The organism is Salipiger pentaromativorans (genome assembly GCF_024721115.1).
GTDB lineage: Bacteria > Pseudomonadota > Alphaproteobacteria > Rhodobacterales > Rhodobacteraceae > Salipiger > Salipiger pentaromativorans.
Window position 1 is genome coordinate 1 of the sequence record NZ_JAMDHK010000002.1, and the last position, 20,727, is coordinate 20,727.

The window sequence follows — 20,727 nt, forward strand, 5'->3', positions numbered from 1 at the left end:
GGCTGCTTGGGCATGATGGGGCTTCCTTCTTCGTCCCGCAAAGTCTATACCAAACCCCTCAGAGCGCGAGGTTTTTCAGACCTTCCTTAGATCTTTGAGGCCAATACGAGAGAATAGCTCGTCAATCTTTTCGTCTCTGTGCGTGGTGTGAGAAGAAAGTGAGTTTTGAACGATTGTGCGAATTTTCCGAAAAGGTCGTTCAGAAGCAAGTAGCTCTAAAGCAAATTTTGCATTGAGGCCAGCTGCTTCGAGGCTGTCATATAGCTCCGAGTATATCCTTTGGCCGCTCTTCAGGTGTGGGACAAGAATGTCGCAATATTTGGCTGTAAAATATCTGTCAAAGCCAGCTACAGATAAGATAACTGCGGCCCGGATAAGATCGTCGAGTTCCTCTAAAGCAGGTTGTTCTTCGTGAAGTTTAAGCAGAGATACGGCTCTCTCAACCGTTTTTTCAAATGTTGTAATTGGCTTCGTAACGCTTGCCATATCTGAACCTCACACATCCAACTCCTCCACAAACCGCGCGTTCTCCTGGATGTACTGGAACCGCAGCTCGGGCTTCTTGCCCATCAGGCGCTCCACCAGATCTCCGGTTTCGCCCGGTTCGTCCTCGTCGATGGTCACCCGGATGAGCTTGCGCGTCGCCGGATCCATGGTCGTCTCCTTGAGGTCCTTGGCGTCCATCTCGCCCAGACCCTTGAAGCGCTGCACGTCGATCTTGCCTTTGCCGCCCAGACCCTTGGCCAGCATGGCCTCTTTCTCGGCGTCGTCCGCCACATAGATCCGCCGCGCGCCCTGTGTCAGGCGATACAAGGGCGGGCAGGCCAGATACAAATGCCCCTGGTCGATCAGCGGCCGCATCTGGGTGTAGAAGAAGGTCATCAAGAGCGAGGCGATATGGGCGCCGTCCACATCCGCGTCGGTCATGATGATGATCTTTTCGTAACGCAGATCGTCGATGGTGAACTTGGTGCCGAGCCCGACGCCCAACGCCTCGCAAAGATCGCGGATCTCGGCGTTCGAGGTCAGCTTGTTCGAGGCCGCACCCAGCACGTTCAGGATCTTGCCCTTGAGCGGCAAGAGCGCCTGGGTCTCGCGGAAGCGGGCGCCCTTGGCGGAGCCGCCCGCCGAGTCGCCCTCGACGATGAAGAGCTCGGTGCCCTCGCGGGATTTCGCCGTGCAGTCGGTCAGCTTGCCCGGCAGGCGCAGCTTTTTCGTCGCCGATTTCCGCGCGGTCTCTTTCTCCTGACGCCGCCGCAGCCGCTCCTCGGCGCGCAGCACGAGGAAATCGAGAATGGCACCGGCGGATTTCGTATCCGAGGCCAGCCAGTTGTCGAAATGGTCGCGCACCGCGCCCTCGACCAGCCGCTGCGCCTCGGTGGTGGCCAGCCGGTCCTTGGTCTGGCCGACGAATTCCGGCTCGCGGATAAAGCAGGAGACCAGCGCGCAGCCGCCGGTGATCAGGTCGTCGCGGGTGATCTGGCTGGCTTTCTTGTTGCTGACCAGCTCGCCATAGGCGCGGATGCCCTTGAGGATCGCCGACCAGAACCCGGCCTCATGCGTGCCGCCCTCGGGGGTGGGGACGGTGTTACAGTAGCTCTGGATGAAGCCGTCGCGCGAAGGGGTCCAGTTGATCGCCCATTCCACCTTGCCCGGCGTGTTGAACTTTTCCTTGAAATCCACCGTCCCGGCAAAGGGCTTGTCCGCATAGGTGCTCGACCCGTTCAGCGTTTCGGACAGGTAATCCGCAAGGCCGCCGGGGAAGTGGAAGGTCGCCTCAAGCGGGGTTTCCTTGTCGTCGATGGCAGATTTCCAGCGGATCTCCACCCCCGAGAACAGATAGGCCTTGGAGCGCACCATCTTGAAGAGCCGCGCCGGTTTGAAACGGTGATGGCCAAAGATCTGTTCGTCGGCGTGGAAGGTCACCGTGGTGCCGCGCCGATTGGGCGCCGCGCCGACCTTTTCCACCGGGCCCAGCGGGATGCCGCGGGAAAAGCGCTGCTCCACCAGCTCCTTGTTGCGTGCGACCTGCACGACCATGCTGTCCGACAGCGCGTTCACCACCGAGGCGCCCACGCCGTGCAGACCGCCCGAGGTTTCATAGGCCTTGCCCGAGAACTTGCCGCCCGCATGCAGGGTGCAGAGGATGACCTCGAGCGCCGATTTGCCGGGAAACTTGGGGTGCGGATCGGTCGGGATGCCGCGTCCGTTGTCGCGGATCGTCACCGCGTAATCGGCGTGCAGCTCGATCTCGATGCGGTTGGCATGGCCCGCCACCGCCTCGTCCATGGAGTTGTCGAGCACCTCGGCCACCAGATGGTGCAGCGCCCGCTCGTCGGTGCCGCCGATATACATACCGGGGCGCTTGCGCACCGGCTCCAGCCCTTCGAGCACCTCGATGGAGGAGGCGTCGTAGGTGGATGTTTCGGTAGCCGCGAGAAGATCGTCTGCCATGGTGCCCTGCTCGTCTTGTGCGATGATTGCCGGCAAGTATGGCAGAGCGGCGCGGGCGGGGGAAGGGCTGGCTGCGCGTCAGACCCCATGATCATGGGGGAAAGCCTGTGGATTACGCCGGATCTTGTGGCGGCAGCGTGGCCCAATGTTCGCCCATGGCGACGATGCAGGAGGTGCCCGAGGCATAGGCGATGACCATGGTCCAGTCGCCCTGCGCGTCGGTCCAGAGCTCGACCACCTCTTCGGGGTTGCGCAGCCCGGTCGAGGTGAGCGTGGCGCCGTGGCGCTGGGTCAGCCGTTCGGTCATGCGCGGGCCGGGCTCGCAGAGCACGTCCGCGATGGGGGAGGCCGCAGGCGCGGCCGTCGGCAGCAGGAAGGGAATCAGAAGAAGAGACCGCATTCACCGAAGTGTAACGGTTTCATGACGATCTGGGAATCCCGCACCCGGGTGCGCCCCGGGTGCGGGGCGCGTTCAGAAGCGGTAGTTCAGGCCCACCGTCGCGGTGGTCGCGCCAACCTTGAGGTCGCCCGCGTCGAAGTCGTTGAACTCGTTGTAGTTCAGCTCGCCGCTGACGGTCACGTTGTCGGAGACATAGGTCTCGGCACCGATGCCCACGTAATAGCCGTCCGAGCTGCCCGCATCGAGCGCGCCGCCATCGGTCGAGGCATGGGCATAGCCGCCCGAGCCGTAGATCATCGTGCGGCCCATGTCATAGCCGACCCGTCCGCCGAGCTTGGCGATGCCGTCCAGCGTGCCGGCGTTTCCGAGGTCGATGTCGGTGCCGTCGTATTGCAGCCCGCCACCGGCGACCCAGTTGCCGAAGTCATGGTCGTAATAGGCCCGCAGACCGTAGAGCGCGCCATCCTCGTAATCATCCGCCGGGCCGTCCGCATCGGCATTGCCATAGCCGAGCTGCAGACCGACCGAGGGGCCGGTCCAATCGGTCGACGGGGCCAGCGCCACCGGGGCCGGGGCCATCGGCACGGGTTCGGGCGGGGTCTCGGTCAGCGAGCCGGCCAGCGCGGGCGTGGCGAGGAAGGGGAGAAGGATGAAGGGTTTGATAGACATGATCGTCTGCTCCTGTTGTTTGGCGGGGTGAGTGGCACCCGCGACTGAGGAGGTAACGACGGCCCGGGCGGATCGCTCCACACGCGGCGATCACGTTGTTTTGCTGTTGCGGAACCGGGACAGTTTTGGGGTATTTTCGCTGTTCCGGCAAAGGTTTGCCGGGGCGTGAGCGGTCGGTGGCAGGGTTTGGCCGAGCCGCGCGGGGAGCAAGGAACAAAATGCCGGAGCGGTGTGGGCGGACGCATTCGGCGCTAGGACGGATCCGGCGTTGCGAAAGGGGGCCGGGCCGCTGGCGGTCCGGGCGGGCGGATGTTTGCAGGAGGCGCGGGCGCCGCGCGGCGGGTTCCCGCCCGGCGCGCAGCATGCGCGGCGGGGCGCCGCCCGCGGGGGCTGGTTCCGGCGGGCCGCCGCCGCCAAAAGGCGCCCTGGGCGGGGGGCTCTTTCCTCATCCGGGGAGGGCTGCCTAGCTTCAGGGGAGAGGCGCGGGGAGGATCCCGCGTCCACAGGAAGCAAACCGGACCGTCCGGAAAGGAGACCCCATGACACTGCATGCCAATCTGCTGAAATCCACGGTGATCGCCGCCCTGATCGCCGCACCGCTGGCGCCCGCCTTCGCCCAGAGCATGGCGCCCGAGGCCCCGGCCGAGGCCGCTCCGGCAACGCCCGAGACGGGCTTTACCGAAGCGCAGCTCACCTCTTTCGTCGATGCGGCGATGCAGGTGCAGGCGCTTCAGGAGGACTACGAGGCCCGCATCGACGCGGCCCAGGCGCCCGAGGGCAAGCAGGCGCTGGCCGAACAGGCCCAGGCCGAGATGGTCGCCGCGGTCGACGAGACCGAAGGCATGGATGTGGAGACCTACAACGAGATCAGCGCTGCCGCACAGGCCGACCCGGAGCTGAACGAGCGCCTGCTGGCGATGGTTCAGACGCGGCAGGGCGGCGGTGCCACGATGATGGAGTGACCCGGTCGCTACACCGGGAAATCGCTCGGGCCGCCCTTCGGGGCGGTCCTTTTTTATTCGTACTGGTCGCGAACGGGTCCGATGCGGCGGAACGCCCTATTTGATCCCAAGCAGCCTCATCGCGTCTGCCAGTGTCTTGACCGACGCGGCATGGTCTCCGGCCTTATGCTGCGTTTCGCCAGTTGCGCGCAGGGTCCGCACCTGGACGAGCTCGCTGTCCGAGAGCGAGGTTCCGGCGGCAAGCGCGGCGTCGATCTTCTTCATGTCGGCGGGGCAGTGGAATGCGAGCGCCGGGCTGGCGGCAAGGCAAAGCACGGTGGCAAGTGTGAAACGGGTCACGGGCGGTCCTCCCTCTGAGTGAAGAGATCATAGCACGGAACGGGGGGATCCGCAGGACGTCTTCTCTGGCGCGGGGCCGCGGCGGGTGAGGTGGGGCGAGCGGTGGTGGTGCGCGCTATTCGACCGAATGGGCGCGCGGGATTTGGCTGGGCCAAACCCGCTGCCGCCCATGCGCCCTGAAAATGGTCAGCTTTAACTGTCCATTTTCAGGGCGGAGATAAACGCTTCCTGCGGGATGTCGACCTTGCCGAACTGCCGCATCTTCTTCTTGCCGGCCTTCTGCTTCTCGAGCAGCTTCTTCTTCCGCGTCGCGTCGCCGCCATAGCATTTGGCCGTCACGTCCTTGCGCAGCGCCGAGAGAGTCTCGCGGGCGATCACCTTGCCGCCGATGGCCGCCTGGATCGGAATCTTGAACATGTGGCGCGGGATCAGCTCTTTCAGCTTCTCGCACATCGCCCGGCCACGCATCTCCGCCCGGTCGCGATGCACCATCATCGACAGCGCATCCACCGGCTCGTCGTTCACCAGAATCGACATCTTCACCAGGCTGTCCTCGCGGTAGCCGGTCAGGTGATAATCGAAGGACGCATAGCCCTTGGTCACCGATTTCAGCCGGTCGTAGAAATCGAACACCACCTCGTTCAGCGGCAGGTCGTAGACCACCATCGCGCGCGAGCCGGCATAGGTCAGATCGAGCTGAATGCCGCGCCGGTCCTGACAGAGCTTCAGCACATCGCCGAGATACTCGTCGGGCACCAGGATCGTCGCCTTGATCCGCGGCTCCTCGATACGGTCCACCTTGGACATGTCGGGCATGTCGGCGGGGTTGTGCAGGTCGATCTTTTCGCCGTCTTTCATGTAGAGGTGATAGACCACCGAGGGCGCGGTGGTGATCAGCTCGATGCCGTATTCGCGTTCCAGCCGGTCGCGGATCACCTCGAGGTGCAGGAGCCCGAGGAAGCCGCAGCGGAAACCGAAGCCGAGCGCGGCGGAGGTCTCCATCTCGAAGCTGAAGGAGGCGTCGTTGAGCGCCAGTTTCTCGATGGCGTCGCGCAGATCTTCGAACTCGGCGCTGTCCACCGGGAAGAGCCCGCAGAACACCACCGGGATCGAGGGTTTGAAGCCGGGCAGGGGCTTGTCCGCGCCCTTTTTCTCATGGGTGATCGTGTCGCCCACCTTGGTGTCGCGCACCTGCTTGATCTGGGCGGTGAGAAAGCCGATCTCGCCCGGTCCCAGCTCGTCCACCACCTGCATGGCGGGGCGGAAGACGCCGATGCGGTCCACCGGGTAGAGCGCGCCGGTCTGCATCATGCGGATGCGGTCGCCCTTTTTCAGCACGCCGTCCATGATGCGCACCAGCACGACCACGCCGAGATAGGGGTCGTACCACGAATCCACCAGCATCGCCTTCAGCGGCGCGTTGCGTTCGCCCTTGGGGGCGGGCAGGCGGTGCACGATGGCCTCCAGCGTCTCGTGAATGCCGAGGCCGGATTTCGCCGAGACCAGCAGCGCCTCGGAGGCGTCGATGCCGATCACGTCCTCGATCTGTTCCTTGACGCGCTCGGGCTCCGAGGCGGGCAGGTCGATCTTGTTCAGCACCGGGACGATCTCGTGATCGGCGTCGATGGCCTGATAGACGTTGGCGAGCGTCTGCGCCTCGACCCCTTGCGTGCTGTCGACCACCAGCAGCGAGCCCTCGACCGCGCGCATCGAGCGCGAGACCTCATAGGCAAAGTCCACATGGCCGGGCGTGTCGATGAGGTTCAGCACATAGACCTCGCCGTCCTCGGCCTTGTAGTCGATGCGGACGGTGTTGGCCTTGATGGTGATGCCGCGTTCGCGCTCGATGTCCATGCTGTCGAGCAGCTGGGCCTTCATGTCGCGGTCGGCAACGGTGTTGGTGGACTGGATCAGCCGGTCGGCCAGGGTGGATTTCCCGTGGTCGATGTGGGCGACGATGGAGAAGTTGCGGATATGCGCGAGGTCGGTCATGATTTGCTGGATATGATGGGGTTTTAGGGACCGGTCAAGGTGGGTTTTGGGGTGAGGCGCGGGTAGGCGTGGAGTTTAAGGACAACAAGGAATTCGAGGCCTGGCTGGAGACGCAGCCGCAGGAGATCTGCGTCATGATCGCGACGCGGGCGGCGATGCGGGTGTGGTGGAAGATCGCCTGGACTTCGGACGGCAACAACCTCACCGATGAGCGCCGAAGACTTGCGCTCTTGACGGGACGTGCGATGCTGATTTCGGGGGTTGCGGCTGTTGCACCAACCCCCGAAATCAAAAAGGCCGTCCGCCCCGCCGCCTTCGACGCCTCCGCCTTCGCCTCCGACGCCTCCGCCTCCGCCTCCGCCTCCGCTGCCGCCTTCGCCGACGCCGACGCCGCCTTCGCCGCCTTCGCCGACGCCGCCTTCGCCGCCTTCGCCGCCGCCGCCTCCGCTGCCGCCTCCGCCTTCGACGCCTCCGCCTCCGCCTTCGCCGCCTCCGTCTTCGCCGCCGCCGACGCCGCCCGCCCCGCCGCTTATGAAGACGCGGGTCAATCGGTCGAGGCGTTGAGAACGAAGCCACTCTGGGGCGTCAATCGCCCTGATTTTCTTGTGACGATCCTGACCGGAACCAAACCGATCTCGGCTTATGATCCGGATTTCGCCTTTTGGACCCGCTGGTACGAGGCTGCCGACCGTGGCGAGCCGCTCGATTTCGATCTGCAATACCGCATCGCCACCGAGATCCCCGATGAGATCTGGACCGGCGAAGACGCGCCGCGCCAGGTGGCCGAAGAGATTGCGCGGATCGAGGCGGAGTTTCTCGCGGAAAAGGCACGACTTGCCGAGACCGTTTCCTTCAACGCCGAGACTGGAAAATTCCGCGTCGACGCTGCGCCAATGGAGAATGCACCGCTCATCGGTGCCATGCTTTCCCGAACCGAAGACGCGCTGGACGATGCTCTGCAAGGGCGCAACGGTCTCCGGGAGGATATGCGCGATGTGCGGGTGCTGCGCCGGACACATTCCCGCTACGCCAACGATCCTCAAAGGATCGAGCTGGATTACACCTCGGTCGCCATCAGCCTGCGTCGTCAGTTCGAGATAGATGAACTCGCGGAGACTGACGACAATCAGGCTCTGCTCGAAGCGGTCGAGGAGGGCGCGCTGGCGATCCGGGCGCATCACCCCGAGGTTGCTGCGAACCGGGACAGGCTTGCCCAGCAAAAGCTTAGGGAGCTGCCGAAAGAAGACCGCACGCTTCTGGAAGATGCGCTGCCGGTTCTAGAAGAGATGTCCGAAGAGGTCATGCAGGAGGATTTCCGCGCGGATATTCCCCAGCTCCTCAACGATGCAACCCTGCCTTTGCCAAGCGGGGCGCCGCCACTGCCCGGAGCCGACGAGACGACGCGGATCTTCTATCGGGTATCTCGCATCAAGCTGCTTCGTGACGAATTGAACAAGGCAAGCAAGAAGGGCGCGCAGATTTTCGATAGCCCAGAATTCAAGACATTGCGCTTGGGGCTCACCGTGTCGGCGCTTTTTGCGGAGATGGTGAGGCTGGGTCTGTTCCTGTTCGGTGTCATCTGACACCAAGCTGGCCAAGAGGCATCAATTCGATCCCATGCCGTTTTGCATACCTTGGACGTTTGCATGGCTGCCGACCCCAACTGACACTCAGGTGAATTGAACCCCGGCGCGATTTCGGGCATTCTGCGGCAAATCTCCCGTATCAGGAGGGCGCGAAGCCCCGCGGGGAGGGGCGAGCGGAAGGATGACAGGCGTATGAGAGCGATTTCCATGGTACTGGTGCTGGCCATCGTCGCGGGCTGCGGCGGGGGCGGCTCGCGGAGCAGCGATTACCGCGTGACCCGCATGGCCAGCGGGCCGATCAGCAAGGCCTGCATCACCTCGGACCGCAAGGCACGCAACCCGCAGCTCTGCGGCTGCATCCAGGCCGCCGCCAATGCCGAGCTGAGCGGCTCCGACCAGTCGCTCGCTGTCAGCTTCTACCGCGACCCGCATCGCGCGCAGGAAATCCGCCAGTCGGACCGCAGCCATCACCGCGCCTTCTGGGACCGCTACAACGCCTTCGTGGACCGCGCCGAGCGGCAGTGCCGGGGGCTTTGAGACCTCCCCGGAGGTGAGACGGGAGGCGGTGGGCAGGATTGCCCACCCTACGGGTTCGCGCTGCGATCGGGTGGTGGGCAGGATTGCCCACCCTACGCCTGGACGCGGTGGCGTGTCGCGCGGGGATGCCGTGCCTCGCAGGCGAGCGCATGGCCTTCCATCCCCTCGGCGCGGGAGATCCCGGCGCTGGCGCGGGCGAGATCCGGCAGGGCCTGCGGTTCGGCGCGCTGCCAGGTGACGCATTTCAGGAATTTATGCACCGAGAGCCCGCCGGTATAGCGCGCGGCGCCGCCCGTGGGCAGCACATGGTTCGGCCCCGCCGCCTTGTCGCCGAAGGCCACGGTGGTGCCCGCGCCGAGAAACAGCGAGCCATAGGCGCGCAGCCGGTCGCGCCACCAGCCCAGATCGGCGGCCATCACATGCAGATGCTCGGGCGCATAGGAATCGGCCTGCGCCGCCATCTCCTCGCGGTTCTCGGCCAGCAGGACTTCGCCGAGCGCGTCCCAGGCGGTGCCTGCCGCCGCGCGGTTGGGCTCGGGCAGGGCGGCGATGAGGCGCGGCACCTCGCGCAGCACCGCCTCGGCCAGCGGGCGGTGGGTGGTGACCAGCCAGACCGGGGAGGTGGCGCCATGCTCGGCCTGGCTGACGAGATCCAGCGCCACGCGATGCGGCGAGGCCGAGGCATCGGCGAGGATCATCGAATCCGTGGGCCCCGCCACCATGTCGATGCCGATGGGGCCGAAAAGCTGGCGCTTGGCCTCGGCCACAAAGGCGTTGCCGGGGCCCGCGAGGAGATCGGCTTCGGGCAGACCGAAAAGCCCGAGCGCCATGGCGGCGACGCCCTGCACCCCGCCCATGGCCAGCACCCGGTCGACCCCTGCCACATGCAGCGCGTGCAGGATCGCGGGGTGCGGGCCGGTCCGGCCCGGCGGCGTGACGGCCACGACCTGCGGCACGCCGGCGGCGCGGGCGGTGGTGACCGTCATCAGCGCCGAGGCGATATGGGCGTAGCGTCCGCCCGGCACGTAACAGCCCGCGCAGCCCAGCGGGATGAGCTTTTGTCCGGCGAAGAGGCCGGGGCGCAGCTCGGTCTCGAATTCGGTGACCGAGCCGCGCTGTGCTTCGGCGAAGGCGCGGATATTGGCATGGGCATAGGCGATGTCCTCGATGAGGGTCACCGGCAGATGGCGGTAGGCGCTGGCGAGCGCCTCTTGCGGCAGTTCCGGCGCGGCGTCGCAGCCATCGAGCCGGCGGGCATAATCCAGCGCGGCCTCCTCGCGCCCGGCGCGAAGCCGGGCGAGCATGATCCGGACGGTGTCGGCGACATCTGCCGCGCTTTGCGGCGGCAGACCGGGGGCGGTTTTGAGAAAGCGACGGGGCATGGTGGGAAGGCTTGACCTGCGGCAGTGGGAGTTTCAGAAAAGGTGAATGTAGCGGGCGGAGGCGGGGCGCCGGTCCGGGAGAGGGGCACGATGTTGATCAAAGGGGTGACGCTGCGCGGGCTCGAGGTGTTCGAGGCGCTGGCGGCAAGCGGCTCGGTGGCCCAGGCCGCCGAGATCACCGGGCTGAGCCAGCCCGCGGTCAGCCAGCAGATGCGCAATCTCGAAGCCGCGCTGGGGGCCGAGCTGGTGGATCACGGGCGCCGGCCCATGCAGCTGACCCAGGCGGGGCGGTCGTTCCTGTTGCGCACGCAGAGTGTGCTGAGCCAGTTGCGGCTGGCGCAGAACGAGCTGACGGTGATGGATCTCACCCATCTCAGCACGCTGAACCTGGGGGTGATCGACGATTTCGACAACGATCTGACGCCGCAGCTTGTGACGATCCTCGCCGAGAACATGACCCGCTGCCGGTTCAAGCTGGTCACCGCGCCGAGCCACGAGATTGCCCTGGCGATGCGCGAGCGAAAGCTGCATATCGCCATCGCCGCAAGCTCGGGGGCGGTGCTGGACGGGGTGATCGAATATCCGCTGGTGCGCGATCCGTTCATGCTGGTCTGCGCGCGCGGCGCGCTGGCAGAGGCGGGCGGGGCCGAGGCGCTGATGCGCGGGCTGCCGATGCTGCGCTACGATCGCGAGCAACTTATCGGGCGGCAGATCGAGGCGCATCTCAGCCGGCAGAAGCTGGAATTTCCCGAACGGTTCGAGATCGGCGCGCATCTGTCGCTGATGACGCTGGTGGCGCGCGGGGTGGGCTGGGGCATCACCACGCCGCTGGGCTATATGCGCGCGGGGCGGTTCCACGACCGGATGGAGGCGCATCCGCTGCCCTTCAGCCCCTTCGCCCGCACGATTTCGCTGTTTGCCGCTTCCGACTGGAGCGACCGTGTGCCGCGCGATGTGGCGCGGACCATGCGCAAGCTGGTCTCGGAACTGGTGATCGACCCGGCACTGCGCCAGTTGCCCTGGCTCGAGGGCGATCTGCGGGTTCTCGCGGGCGAGTAGCGGGCGGGGCATGGCGCGGTCCTTTCCTGCCAGAGACAAGGGCGGGACCGCCGGGCGTTTCAAGCCATGCCGGGGCGCATTTGGGAACACGACCCGGCAGTTTCGGAATTCGTGAAACTGTTAGCCGCGCGCCGCCAGACAGGCGCGCACCGCCGCCTCGAATTCGCGCGGTTTTTCAGCATGCAGCCAATGACCCGCTCCGGGGATCTTGGCAAAGCGCGCCGCGGGAAAGAGCGTGCGGATCCGTTCGCGGTATTCCGGCAGCACGTAATCGCTCTCGGCGCCCGAAAGGAACAGGGTGAGGCCCTCGAACACGCCCTCGATCTCGGGGAAGGAGAGGATCTTGGGCATCTCGGCGGCCAGCACGTCGAGATTGAGCTTCCAGCGCTTCTCGCGCAGGTCGAGGGACTGGGTGAAGAAGGCGCGCAGCGCGGGGTCGCTCACCGAGCGGGCGAGCTGGTCGCTGGCATCGGAGCGTTTCTCGACCCGATCCAGATCCACCGCGCGCATCGCCTCGATATACTGGATCTGCGAGTGGCTGTAGGCCACCGGCGCAATGTCGGCCACGATCAGCCGGTTCACCAGTTCGGGCCGGGTCAGCGCCAGCAGCATCGCGGCCTTGCCGCCCATGGAATGGCCCAGCACGTCGGCGCGCCCGCCATGGGCCTCGATCACCTCGGCCAGATCGCCGGCCATGTCGGGATAGCTGTGGCTGTCGCTCCAGGCCGAGTCGCCGTGGTTGCGTTGATCCACGGCGATGACCTGGCGTTCATCCGACAGGCGCTTGGCGATCACGCCCCAGTTGCGGGCTGAGCCATACAGCCCGTGGACGATGAGAAGCGGCGGTTCGGCACCGGGGGTGCCGTGCAGGATCGTGTTCAGCATGGGGCCTGTCTAGGAAAGTTGCGCGGGGAAGGGAATGGCGCTGTGGCGGATTGTCGAGGAAATGGAAACCGATTGATGCCGGGCTCTTGCATTGAGTGCGGAATTGCGCAGACCTAGCCTGCATGTCGATGATCGAAGACCAGCATATCGGCCCTGCGGTGGCCCGGCTCGAACGGCTGTTCGAGGAAAAGCTCTCGCTGCGGCGCGGCGGCTTCGAGCGGCGCGCGGCGCAGGCGCGGCGGATCCTGCCGCGCGGGTTGCGCAACGATCTGGCGCAGGTGCTCGAGGCGCGGCGCGCGGCGGGCCATCCCAAGCTGGCGCGGATGGTGAACGGCGCGGCGGTGAGCGCCGCCGCCGGGCGTATCGAGGCGCATCTCAAGGCGATCGACCTTGCCGACCGGCGCCGCGGGCGGCTGCTGTCGCTGCTGGGCGGCGTGATGCTCAACCTGCTGCTGGTCTTCGCGGCGGTGATGGCGCTGCTGCTCTGGCGGGGCTTTGTCTAGCCGGCGCCGCGTCTGGTGACAGACGGCTCCCGCCCCGGGCGCTGGTCCTAATCCGGCAGCGCGCGCCCCTTGAGGCGCAGGAACAGGCTTTCCTCGTCGTCGTTGCGGAAGAAGGGCACCGAGACGGGGGGGCTTTCGTCATGGGCGCGGGCGGCGACCTCGGCCAGCACCACCTCGGTGATGAAGGGCATGTCGAAATGGCGCAACTCGTCGAGCCCGACCCATTGCAGATGGCTCAGCTCGTCGGAGGCGGCCGAGAAATCGTCGGGATCCGAGGCCAGCGCATCGGCATCCACGAGGAAGAAGCGCGCGTCGAACCGGCGCGGGCGGCCCGGCGGGGTGATGGCGCGGAACACGAATTGCAGCGCCGAGGCATCGGGCACATGGCCGGTCGCGGCAAAGCTGCGCCAGTCCATCGGCGGATCGGCCCAGTCGCCGGGCACCCCGAGAATCAGCCCGGTTTCTTCCCAGAGCTCGCGAATCGCGGCAATCGCCAGCGGATGGGCCAGATCGGCGCGGGTGTCCTCCTGTAGCCGCGTCTGGCAGAGCGCCGGCAGCGCGCCGGTCAGCGGCACCTGCGCGTCTTCGGCATCCACCGCGCCGCCGGGGAACACGAATTTGTTGGGCATGAAGGCCGCCGCCGCGCCGCGCTGTCCCATCAGGATACGCGGGGCGCTGTCGCGATTGCGCAGCACGATCACCGAAGCCGCGTCGCGGATCGCCGTCTTGTCGATTGTCATCTGTCCTCCTGCCGCCGCGGGCAGGGGCGCCGCCGCACCGGTCCGTCAGAACCCGTGCATGTGGCGCGCCCATTGAAACCCGACGATCGCTCCCTTCAGTCGCGGCAGAAGATAAAGCGACAGGCCGATGCAGCCAATGGAGAATATGGTGATCAGGATCAGCGGCTCGGGGCGCCAGGTGGTGAAGACCCAGAGCAGCGCCGGCGCCATGATGTGGCCGACGATCAGGATCGTCAGATAGGCGGGGCCGTCGTCGGCACGGTGGTGGTGCAGCTCTTCGCGGCAGACCGGGCAATGGTCGCGCACCTTGAGATAGCTGCTCAGCATCGGGCCGGTGCCGCAATTGGGGCAGCGCCGCCGAAAGCCTTTCCAGACCGCGGGCCAGGTGTCGCGCTCGTCCAGCGCGTCGCTGCCGCTTGTCTGGGGCGCGGCGTCGAGCGGCGCGGCGGCCGGATCGGCGGAGCGCGCGGCCTCGGGTTCCTTCGAAATATGCGTCATGTCGGACATGGGGTTCCTCGTCTCGTCCCCGTAGGGTGAAGCAGCCGCTTATATATAGAAAGTGCGCAGACTGTCCTTGCGGCGCCATGTCGCAAATCTGGGCGGAGCGTACATCTTTGTTTTCCGACACCGAAGCGGGTCTGTCGAATTTTTTCCGACGGAATTGCGCGGCCCCGGCGTGAAAAGAACAGATCGGCGGCCAGGAGGGCGTCGGCAAGGACGCAAAGACGCGATGATACAGGAGATCGCAGCTATGACACGCATGACCAAACTTCTCATGGGCGCCGCCATTGTCGTGATGGGCACCGCCGGTCTGGCCTCGGCCTTTCCCGGGGGCAATGCGCAGCGGGGCGACGCTCAGGGCCGCGCGCCGATGATGCTGGAGATGTTCGATCAGCTCGACGCCGACGGCGACGGCAAGGTGACCAAGGACGAACTGGCGGCGATGGGGCCGGCGGCGGCCTTTGCCGAGGCGGATGCCAATGGCGACGGCGCGCTGGAGGGCGATGAGCTGACCGCATTCCAGGCCGCGCAGGACAAGGCCCGCGAGGCGCGCCGCCAGCAGATGATGCTGCAGCGCTTCGATGCCGACAAGGACGGCAAGCTGAGCCTGGAAGAGATGCAGGCCAACGCGCGGGGTCCGGCGCAGATGTTCGACCGGCTCGACACGGACAAGGACGGCGCTGTGAGCAAGGACGAGCTGAGCGCGCTGCAACAGATGCGCCCGATGATGGGCGGCGACCGCAAGGGCCAGGGCGAGCGGATGGGCCGCGACTTTGGCCAGCGGGGACCGGACGGCATGCAGGGCCAGCGTTTCGGCAAGCACGGCCATGGCAACATGCAGGGGCGCGATTATGCGCAGCGCGGCCCGGACGGGATGCGCGGCGGTGCACGTGACGGTGCCTGCGGCCAGCAGCCGATGTGGCGTCGCTGAGCCGGGGATGACGGATCCGGGCGGCGGAGACCCGCTGCCCGGGGCCATTGCGCCGCGCCTGTCTTCGGGCTAGCGCGTTGGGATGGATCGGATGCCATATGACGCGATGAGCGATACGAGTGACGAGTCCCTGCTCGCGGCCTATGCCGCCGGCGAGCCCGCGGCGGCGCGCGCGCTGACGCTGCGGCTGGGTCCGCGGGCGTTCGGTCTGGCCATGCGGATGCTCAAGGACCGGGCCGAAGCCGAGGATGTGGCGCAGGAGGCGCTGCTCCGGCTCTGGCGCGCGGCGCCGGGCTGGCGGATGGGCGAGGCCAAGGTCTCGACCTGGCTGTACCGGGTGGTGTCGAACCTCTGCATCGACCGGATGCGGCGGCGCCACGGCGGCCATGTCGATCTCGACGCGGTGGCCGAGCCGGAGGATCCCGCGCCCTCGGTCGAGCGCAGCCTGCAGGAGACGGCCCGCGGGACGGCGCTTCAGGAGGCGCTGGACAGGCTGCCCGAGCGGCAGAAGCAGGCGGTTGTGTTGCGGCATCTCGAGGGGCTTTCGAACCCCGAGATCGCCGAGATCATGGACATTGGCGTGCGCGCGGTCGAAAGTCTGACCGCCCGCGGCCGCAAGGCGCTTGAAGGGCTTCTGCAAGCCCGGCGCTCGGAGTTAGGATATGACGATGACTGACAAGCGCAAGGCGGAGGAAGGGGGGCTGGCCCCCTGGTTCGAGGCGGGCCGCGCCGAGGTGCCGGCGCCGTCGGGAGATTGGCTCGCCCGCATGGAGGCGATGGCGCTGGCCGAACAGCCGGCACCGCGCCCGCAGCAGGCGCCTGACGCCGGCGCCGCGCCGCGCGGCGGCTGGCTGCGCGAGATGCTGGGCGTGCTGGGCGGCTGGCCGGCGATGGCGGGGCTGGTGGCGGCCTGCGCCACCGGCATCTGGTTCGGCGCGGCGGCCCCGTCGGGCGTGTCGGACTGGCTGTCGGCCAGCGCCGGCGACGGGATTTCGGCGCTGGAGCCCGCCAGCGGATTTGACTATGCGATGCTGGGGCTCTGAACCATGTCGGACGCTGTAAAACAAACCAAAACCGCGCCGTGGCTGCGGATCGTGCTCTTTGCGTCGCTGGCGGCGAACCTCGCGGTGGTGGGGATCGTGGGGGGGATGTTCTTCCTGCGCCCGCCGCTCGACCGCGACGGCCCGCCACGCGGGCGCGATTTCGTCTTTCCCTACACCCGCGCCTTCACCGAGACCCAGCGGCACGATCTGGGCCGCAACCTGCGCGGTGCCTTCGACCGGGACCGCGATCGCGCTTCGGGCCGGAGTTTTCTGTCGGGGTATCGCTCGGCGCTCGATGTGCTGCGCGCCGAACCCTTCGACGCGCAGGCGTTTGGCGCGGCGCTGCGGGCCCAGGGCGCGGAGGCCGAGCAGCGGCAGGCGGCGGGGCAGCGGGTGCTTGTGGACTATGTCGCGGCGCTGCCCGCCGAGGACCGTCAGGCCTATGCCGACCGGCTCGAGGCCGAGATCGAGGAGATGGCGCAGCGCGTCGGAAAGATGCGCCACTGAGCCGCCGGTCCGGCGGGTCAGGGCCGCGCCGAGGAGATCGCCCGGGGCGGACAATCGTCTGAGGATCCCGAGGGCGGATCGAGCGGGGCGAGGGCGATCCGGTTGCGCCCCGCGTCCTTTGCCATGTAGAGCGCCCGGTCGGCCCGGTCGAGCAGCGTGTCCGGTGTTTCGCTGATGCCGGGGCGTGGCAGGGCGACGCCGATGCTGAGGGTGATCCGGGCGCTGCGGTTGCCCGGGCCGGGCAGGGCGAAGGGGGTCTCGGCAATGACCCGGCACAGCCGTTCGGCGGTGCGCTGCGCCGCCGCCTCGTCGGTGTCGGGCATGGCCACGAGAAACTCCTCGCCGCCGATCCGCGCGACCAGGTCGGCCACCCGCAGGTTTTCCGTCATCCGCCGCGCCAGCTCGACCAGCACCGCATCGCCCGCCGCATGGCCGTGGGTGTCGTTGATCCGTTTGAAATGGTCGAGATCGGCGAGCAGTAGCGCATAGGGCCGCCGCTGTGCCGCCGCGCGCTCGGACAAACGGGCAAGATGGGGCAGCGCGTAGCGGCGGTTGTAAAGCCCGGTCAGCGGATCGGTCACCGCCGCGCGCAGCCCGTGGCGCATATTGGCGCGCAGCCGGTCGGCGGTGCGCTTGCGGGCGATCTGCTTGGGCAGGCGCAGCACCAGTTCCTCGGGATCGAAGCCGCCTGCCAGCAGGTCGTTGGCGCCGAGATCGAGCGCGCTGGCCGCCTCGCGCCGGCAATCGGGCCGGGTGACATAGACGATGGCGGATTGCCGGAAGGACGGGCTGGCGCGAAGCTGGGTGAGCAGCGACAGCCCGGCGCCGGGGGCGCTGCCGGTATCGACGATCACGAAGACCTCGGGCAGCGGGCCGTCGTCGCGCAGCGCCTGGTCCGGGCGCAGCGTCTCGAACCGGTCCGGCAGCCGGGTGCGCAGCGCGGCAATGCCCGCGCGCACCGGAATATCCGCCTGCACCGGCACGACGGCGATGCGCGCGGGCACCTGCAACCCCGCCGGAGGCTCGGCCAGCCCCAGCGCCCGGCGGGTATCGTCGCGCAGCCGCAGCTCGTCTTCGGCATGGCGCGCCCGCAGCAGGCTGCGCAGCCGCGCCAGCAGCACCAGCTCGTCCAGCGGGCGCGCGATCACGTCATCGGCGCCGGCGGCGAGCGCGCGCATCCGCTCGGCCCGGTCGGGCTCGGGATGCACCAGGATCACCGGGGTTTCCGAGGCGTCTGGCATGGCGCGCAGCCGCGCACAGAAATCCCGCCCCGCCATGTCGGGCAGATCCGACGCGGCGATGACCAGATCCGGTTTTTGCCGCCGCACGGTCAGCAGCGCCTCGGCCCCGGAGCCTGCCTGGAGCACATCGTAATAGGCCGAGGTGAGCTTGACCCGCAGCACGATCCGGTTGGTCGGAACGCCCTCGGCGATAAGTATCCGTCCTGTCATTGCACCAGTCCCGGCCATCGGTTAGGCAGTCGCAAGGCTTGCGCTTCCTCTGACGGGCAGTCTTCCTGAAAAACGGTTAACAAACTCTTTCGGATTTGAGGCGAAATGATGTTGTCGCGGGAATCCGCCGAACTGATCGGGTTGCAGGCCGTGGCCTGGCTGGCGGCGAACGACGATCTTCTGCCGGTGTTTCTGGGGGCGACCGGAGCCTCGGCCGAGTCGTTCCGGACGGGGCTCGACGATCCGTCGTTTCAGGGCGCGGTGCTGGATTTCATCCTGATGGACGATGCCTGGGTGGCGGCGTTCTGCGAGGCCGAGGGGCTGGCCTATGACCGGCCGCGCGCGGCGCGCGCGATGCTGCCCGGCGGCGGCGAGGTGAACTGGACATGAGCCTGCGTGCCGATGCGGTGCTGTTCGACAAGGACGGCACGTTGTTCGAATTCGGAGCCACCTGGAACACCTGGGGCCGTATGGCGCTGCGCCATCTCTCCGGCGGCGACGCGGCGGCGCTGCAGGCGCTGGCCGAGGCCGCCCGTTTCGATCTGGAGCAGGAGGTCTTCCTGCCCGAGAGCCCGGTCGTCGCGGGCACAAATCGCGAGGCTGCGGAATGTCTTGCCGGAGCGCTGCCGCATCTGGTGGCGGATGAGGTCGAGCGGTATCTGATGCTGACGGGCAGCGAGGCGCCGCTTGTCGAGGTGGTGCCGCTGGCGCCGCTGATGGCGCGGCTCGACGGGCTGGGGCTGCCGCTGGGGGTGATGACCAACGACGCCGAATTCGCCGCGCGGGGGCATCTGCGCAGCGTCGGGATCGAGGCGGCGTTCCGCTTCATCGCCGGCTTCGACAGCGGCTACGGTGCCAAGCCCGCCCCCGCGCCGCTGCTGGCCTTCGCCGATGTCGTGGCCATCGCGCCCGAGCGTGTGGTCATGGTCGGCGACAGCCCGCACGACCTCTCCGCCGGGCGCGCCGCGGGCATGCAGACCGTGGCGGTGCTGACCGGCCCGATCCCGGCCGAGACCCTGGCGCCGCTGGCCGATGTGGTGTTGCCCGATATCGGGCATCTGCCGGGCTGGCTCGGCGCCTGAGCCGCTTGCGGATTTTTTCCGACAATTGTTCCTGTTTGCGTTGTCTTAAACCGGCTCTGCCAATCTGCCGGGAAAGACAGGCAAGCGGGAAGGGCCGATGCACGGGCTGATCGCCAGGACACTTCAGTGTTTCCTGCAAGACACTTACGGGCAGAGCGCGTGGCAGGAGATTGCGCGCAGAGCGGAGTTCGACGCGACGGATTTCGAAGCGATGCTCGATTATGACACACGCATCGTCGAGCAGGTGCTCGACAGCGCGGTACTGCGGCTCGACAAGCCAAGGGAGGCCATTCTCGAAGACATCGGCACCTATCTGATCACCCATCCGAACAACGAAGGGCTGCGCCGGCTGATGCGCTATGGCGGGGTCGATTTCATCGACTTCCTGCATTCGCTCGAGGATCTGCCGGGCCGGGCGCGGCTCACCGTGGCCGATCTGGAACTGCCGGAGCTCGAGCTGACCGATTCCTCGCCGGGGCAGTTCCTGATTTCCTGCCACGGCAGCCTACGCGATCTGCCGGGTTTCGGCCATGTGCTGGTGGGGGTGCTGCGGGCGATGGCGGATGATTACGGTGCGCTGGTGATCCTCGATCATCGCGGCGCGCTCGACGGGGCCGAGATCATCGACATCACCGTGGTCGAAACCGATTTCGCCGAGGGGCGCGATTTCGATCTCGCCGCCGCCCCGCCGATCCGGCGCGAGGCCGCGTCATGAGCCTGCCCGCCGACACGATGGACACGATCTGCCCGCTGCATCTACAGGTTGGGGCCGACGGGCGGGTGCGGCGCATGGGCCCGACGCTGCGCAAGCTGCTGAGCGGGCGCTGCTGTCGCGGGCTGCCCTTTGCCGATGTGCTGCACATCTACCGCCCGAAAGGGGTCAGCACGCTGCCCGGGCTGCTCGAGATGGCGGGGCGCAAGTTGCAGCTCCGGCTCTGCTGCGGGCCGCGCATGACGCTGAAGGGGCTGGCGATGCCGGACGGCGAGGGCGGGGCTTTGGTCAGTCTCTCCTTCGGGATCGGCGTGGTCGAGGCGGTGCGGCTGCACGCGCTGACCAGCACCGATTTCGCCGTCACAGATCTGGCCATCGACATGCTTTATCTGGTCGAGGCGAAATCCGCCGCGATGGAGGCGTCGCGCACGCTCAACCGGCGGCTTCAGGGCGCCATGCTCGCCGCCGAGCAGCGCGCCTATACCGACACGCTGACCGGGCTTCAGAATCGCCGCGCGATGGATCATATGCTGCAACGGCTGATCCGCAGCGGCGAACGGTTTGCGCTGCTGCATCTGGATCTCGATTTCTTCAAGCAGGTGAACGACACGCGCGGCCATGCGGCGGGCGACCGGGTGTTGCAGGCGGTGGCGCGGATCATGCTGGACGTGACCCGCAAGGAGGATCTGGTGGCGCGCGTCGGCGGGGACGAATTCGTCATCCTGCTGGCGGGGCTTGTCGACACTGCGCGCCTGTCGGAGCTGGCCGACCGGCTGATCCGCCGAATCGAGCGGCCGATTCCGATGGACGGCGCGCTGTGCCGGGTCTCGGCCAGCATCGGCATTGCGCTGAACGATCCGGAGGCGGGCGGGGCGCAGACCGCCGAGGCGCTGCTGGAGCATGCGGATATGGCGCTTTACACGGCCAAACGGCTGGGCCGCGCCCAGCATGCCTTTTACGTGCCGGAGCCGGTCGATGGCGCGCAGTGACGG

Annotated in this window: 24 protein-coding genes; 13 read left to right on the top strand and 11 right to left on the bottom strand. The window is 67.2% G+C overall.

Translation table 11 applies throughout. From position 1 onward, the window contains the following. Window positions 1–75 precede the first annotated feature (75 nt). From M4578_RS03070 to M4578_RS03085, 4 genes are all read right to left on the bottom strand, one after another. Window positions 76–486 (bottom strand): hypothetical protein, encoded by a 411-nt coding sequence (locus tag M4578_RS03070; protein WP_258091977.1) that lies wholly within the window; start codon window positions 484–486, stop codon window positions 76–78. Window positions 487–495: 9 nt separating this feature from the next. Further along, window positions 496–2,454, bottom strand: a complete 1,959-nt coding sequence (gene parE / locus M4578_RS03075) for a DNA topoisomerase IV subunit B (protein ID WP_258091978.1) — start codon at window positions 2,452–2,454, stop codon at window positions 496–498. A 112-nt stretch (window positions 2,455–2,566) separates the two neighbouring features. Further along, a complete protein-coding gene (locus tag M4578_RS03080; RefSeq protein WP_258091979.1) occupies window positions 2,567–2,854 on the bottom strand; it encodes a hypothetical protein in 288 nt (95 codons plus the stop codon). Window positions 2,855–2,926: 72 nt separating this feature from the next. Further along, window positions 2,927–3,523: an outer membrane protein gene (locus tag M4578_RS03085; RefSeq protein ID WP_258091980.1), complete on the bottom strand. Its 597-nt coding sequence runs from the start codon at window positions 3,521–3,523 to the stop codon at window positions 2,927–2,929. Window positions 3,524–4,062: 539 nt separating this feature from the next. Here M4578_RS03085 and M4578_RS03090 point away from each other — a divergent pair. Further along, the gene (locus M4578_RS03090; RefSeq protein WP_258091981.1) at window positions 4,063–4,485 is read left to right on the top strand and encodes a DUF4168 domain-containing protein; all 423 of its coding nucleotides are present in this window, start codon (window positions 4,063–4,065) and stop codon (window positions 4,483–4,485) included. A 96-nt stretch (window positions 4,486–4,581) separates the two neighbouring features. Here M4578_RS03090 and M4578_RS03095 read toward each other — a convergent pair whose 3' ends face one another. Continuing rightward, window positions 4,582–4,824 carry a hypothetical protein gene (locus M4578_RS03095; RefSeq protein WP_258091982.1) on the bottom strand — a complete coding sequence of 81 codons (243 nt, stop codon included), beginning with the start codon at window positions 4,822–4,824 and terminating at the stop codon, window positions 4,582–4,584. A 192-nt stretch (window positions 4,825–5,016) separates the two neighbouring features. Further along, a complete protein-coding gene (lepA, locus tag M4578_RS03100; protein ID WP_258091983.1) occupies window positions 5,017–6,816 on the bottom strand; it encodes a translation elongation factor 4 in 1,800 nt (599 codons plus the stop codon). A gap of 68 nt (window positions 6,817–6,884) precedes the next feature. Between lepA and M4578_RS03105 the strand changes: the two genes are divergently transcribed. Together M4578_RS03105 and M4578_RS03110 are read left to right on the top strand one after the other, a co-directional pair. Then, the gene (locus tag M4578_RS03105) at window positions 6,885–8,399 is read left to right on the top strand and encodes a hypothetical protein (protein ID WP_258091984.1); all 1,515 of its coding nucleotides are present in this window, start codon (window positions 6,885–6,887) and stop codon (window positions 8,397–8,399) included. 195 nt (window positions 8,400–8,594) lie between these two features. After that, complete coding sequence (locus M4578_RS03110) at window positions 8,595–8,939, top strand: hypothetical protein (RefSeq protein WP_258091985.1); 345 nt, start codon at window positions 8,595–8,597, stop codon at window positions 8,937–8,939. A 92-nt stretch (window positions 8,940–9,031) separates the two neighbouring features. Here the strand turns inward: M4578_RS03110 and hisD are convergent, their stop codons facing one another. Continuing rightward, window positions 9,032–10,321 carry a histidinol dehydrogenase gene (gene hisD / locus M4578_RS03115; RefSeq protein WP_258091986.1) on the bottom strand — a complete coding sequence of 430 codons (1,290 nt, stop codon included), beginning with the start codon at window positions 10,319–10,321 and terminating at the stop codon, window positions 9,032–9,034. A gap of 90 nt (window positions 10,322–10,411) precedes the next feature. Here hisD and M4578_RS03120 point away from each other — a divergent pair, with 90 nt between their 5' ends. Beyond that, on the top strand, window positions 10,412–11,380 hold the full coding sequence (locus M4578_RS03120) for a LysR family transcriptional regulator (protein ID WP_258091987.1): 969 nt from the start codon (window positions 10,412–10,414) through the stop codon (window positions 11,378–11,380). A gap of 120 nt (window positions 11,381–11,500) precedes the next feature. On the opposite strand, the gene M4578_RS03125 is transcribed toward M4578_RS03120, so the two are convergent. Beyond that, window positions 11,501–12,265, bottom strand: a complete 765-nt coding sequence (locus tag M4578_RS03125; RefSeq protein ID WP_258091988.1) for an alpha/beta fold hydrolase — start codon at window positions 12,263–12,265, stop codon at window positions 11,501–11,503. Window positions 12,266–12,387: 122 nt separating this feature from the next. Here M4578_RS03125 and M4578_RS03130 point away from each other — a divergent pair, with 122 nt between their 5' ends. Further along, a complete protein-coding gene (locus M4578_RS03130) occupies window positions 12,388–12,768 on the top strand; it encodes a hypothetical protein (protein WP_258091989.1) in 381 nt (126 codons plus the stop codon). A gap of 47 nt (window positions 12,769–12,815) precedes the next feature. Here the strand turns inward: M4578_RS03130 and M4578_RS03135 are convergent, their stop codons facing one another. Both M4578_RS03135 and M4578_RS03140 read right to left on the bottom strand, forming a co-directional pair. After that, a complete protein-coding gene (locus M4578_RS03135) occupies window positions 12,816–13,508 on the bottom strand; it encodes an NUDIX hydrolase (RefSeq protein WP_258091990.1) in 693 nt (230 codons plus the stop codon). A 45-nt stretch (window positions 13,509–13,553) separates the two neighbouring features. Then, window positions 13,554–14,006, bottom strand: a complete 453-nt coding sequence (locus tag M4578_RS03140) for a DUF983 domain-containing protein (RefSeq protein WP_420854796.1) — start codon at window positions 14,004–14,006, stop codon at window positions 13,554–13,556. Between the two features lie 253 nt (window positions 14,007–14,259). On the opposite strand from M4578_RS03140, the gene M4578_RS03145 reads away from it, so the two are divergent. The 4 genes from M4578_RS03145 (at window position 14,260) to M4578_RS03160 (ending at window position 16,490) form a co-directional block, all read left to right on the top strand. Continuing rightward, entirely contained in the window at window positions 14,260–14,940 is a 681-nt protein-coding gene (locus tag M4578_RS03145; protein WP_258091992.1) for an EF-hand domain-containing protein, read from the top strand. 91 nt (window positions 14,941–15,031) lie between these two features. After that, window positions 15,032–15,616: an RNA polymerase sigma factor gene (locus M4578_RS03150; protein ID WP_420854793.1), complete on the top strand. Its 585-nt coding sequence runs from the start codon at window positions 15,032–15,034 to the stop codon at window positions 15,614–15,616. After that, window positions 15,609–15,983 carry a hypothetical protein gene (locus M4578_RS03155; protein WP_258091994.1) on the top strand — a complete coding sequence of 125 codons (375 nt, stop codon included), beginning with the start codon at window positions 15,609–15,611 and terminating at the stop codon, window positions 15,981–15,983. The genes M4578_RS03150 and M4578_RS03155 overlap by 8 nt, the downstream gene beginning before the upstream one ends. A 3-nt stretch (window positions 15,984–15,986) precedes the next feature. Next, a complete protein-coding gene (locus tag M4578_RS03160) occupies window positions 15,987–16,490 on the top strand; it encodes a periplasmic heavy metal sensor (protein ID WP_258091995.1) in 504 nt (167 codons plus the stop codon). A gap of 17 nt (window positions 16,491–16,507) precedes the next feature. Here the strand turns inward: M4578_RS03160 and M4578_RS03165 are convergent, their stop codons facing one another. Then, window positions 16,508–17,941, bottom strand: a complete 1,434-nt coding sequence (locus tag M4578_RS03165) for a diguanylate cyclase (RefSeq protein WP_258091996.1) — start codon at window positions 17,939–17,941, stop codon at window positions 16,508–16,510. 105 nt (window positions 17,942–18,046) lie between these two features. Between M4578_RS03165 and M4578_RS03170 the strand changes: the two genes are divergently transcribed. From M4578_RS03170 to M4578_RS03185, 4 genes are all read left to right on the top strand, one after another. Beyond that, entirely contained in the window at window positions 18,047–18,331 is a 285-nt protein-coding gene (locus M4578_RS03170) for a DUF3572 domain-containing protein (RefSeq protein ID WP_258091997.1), read from the top strand. Further along, window positions 18,328–19,023, top strand: coding sequence for an HAD family hydrolase (locus tag M4578_RS03175; RefSeq protein WP_258091998.1), 696 nt, complete (start codon window positions 18,328–18,330; stop codon window positions 19,021–19,023). The genes M4578_RS03170 and M4578_RS03175 overlap by 4 nt, the downstream gene beginning before the upstream one ends. 97 nt (window positions 19,024–19,120) lie before the next feature. After that, window positions 19,121–19,738 carry a heme NO-binding domain-containing protein gene (locus M4578_RS03180; protein ID WP_258091999.1) on the top strand — a complete coding sequence of 206 codons (618 nt, stop codon included), beginning with the start codon at window positions 19,121–19,123 and terminating at the stop codon, window positions 19,736–19,738. Beyond that, window positions 19,735–20,724 (top strand): GGDEF domain-containing protein, encoded by a 990-nt coding sequence (locus M4578_RS03185; protein WP_258092000.1) that lies wholly within the window; start codon window positions 19,735–19,737, stop codon window positions 20,722–20,724. The genes M4578_RS03180 and M4578_RS03185 overlap by 4 nt, the downstream gene beginning before the upstream one ends. The last annotated feature ends 3 nt before the right edge of the window (window positions 20,725–20,727 follow it).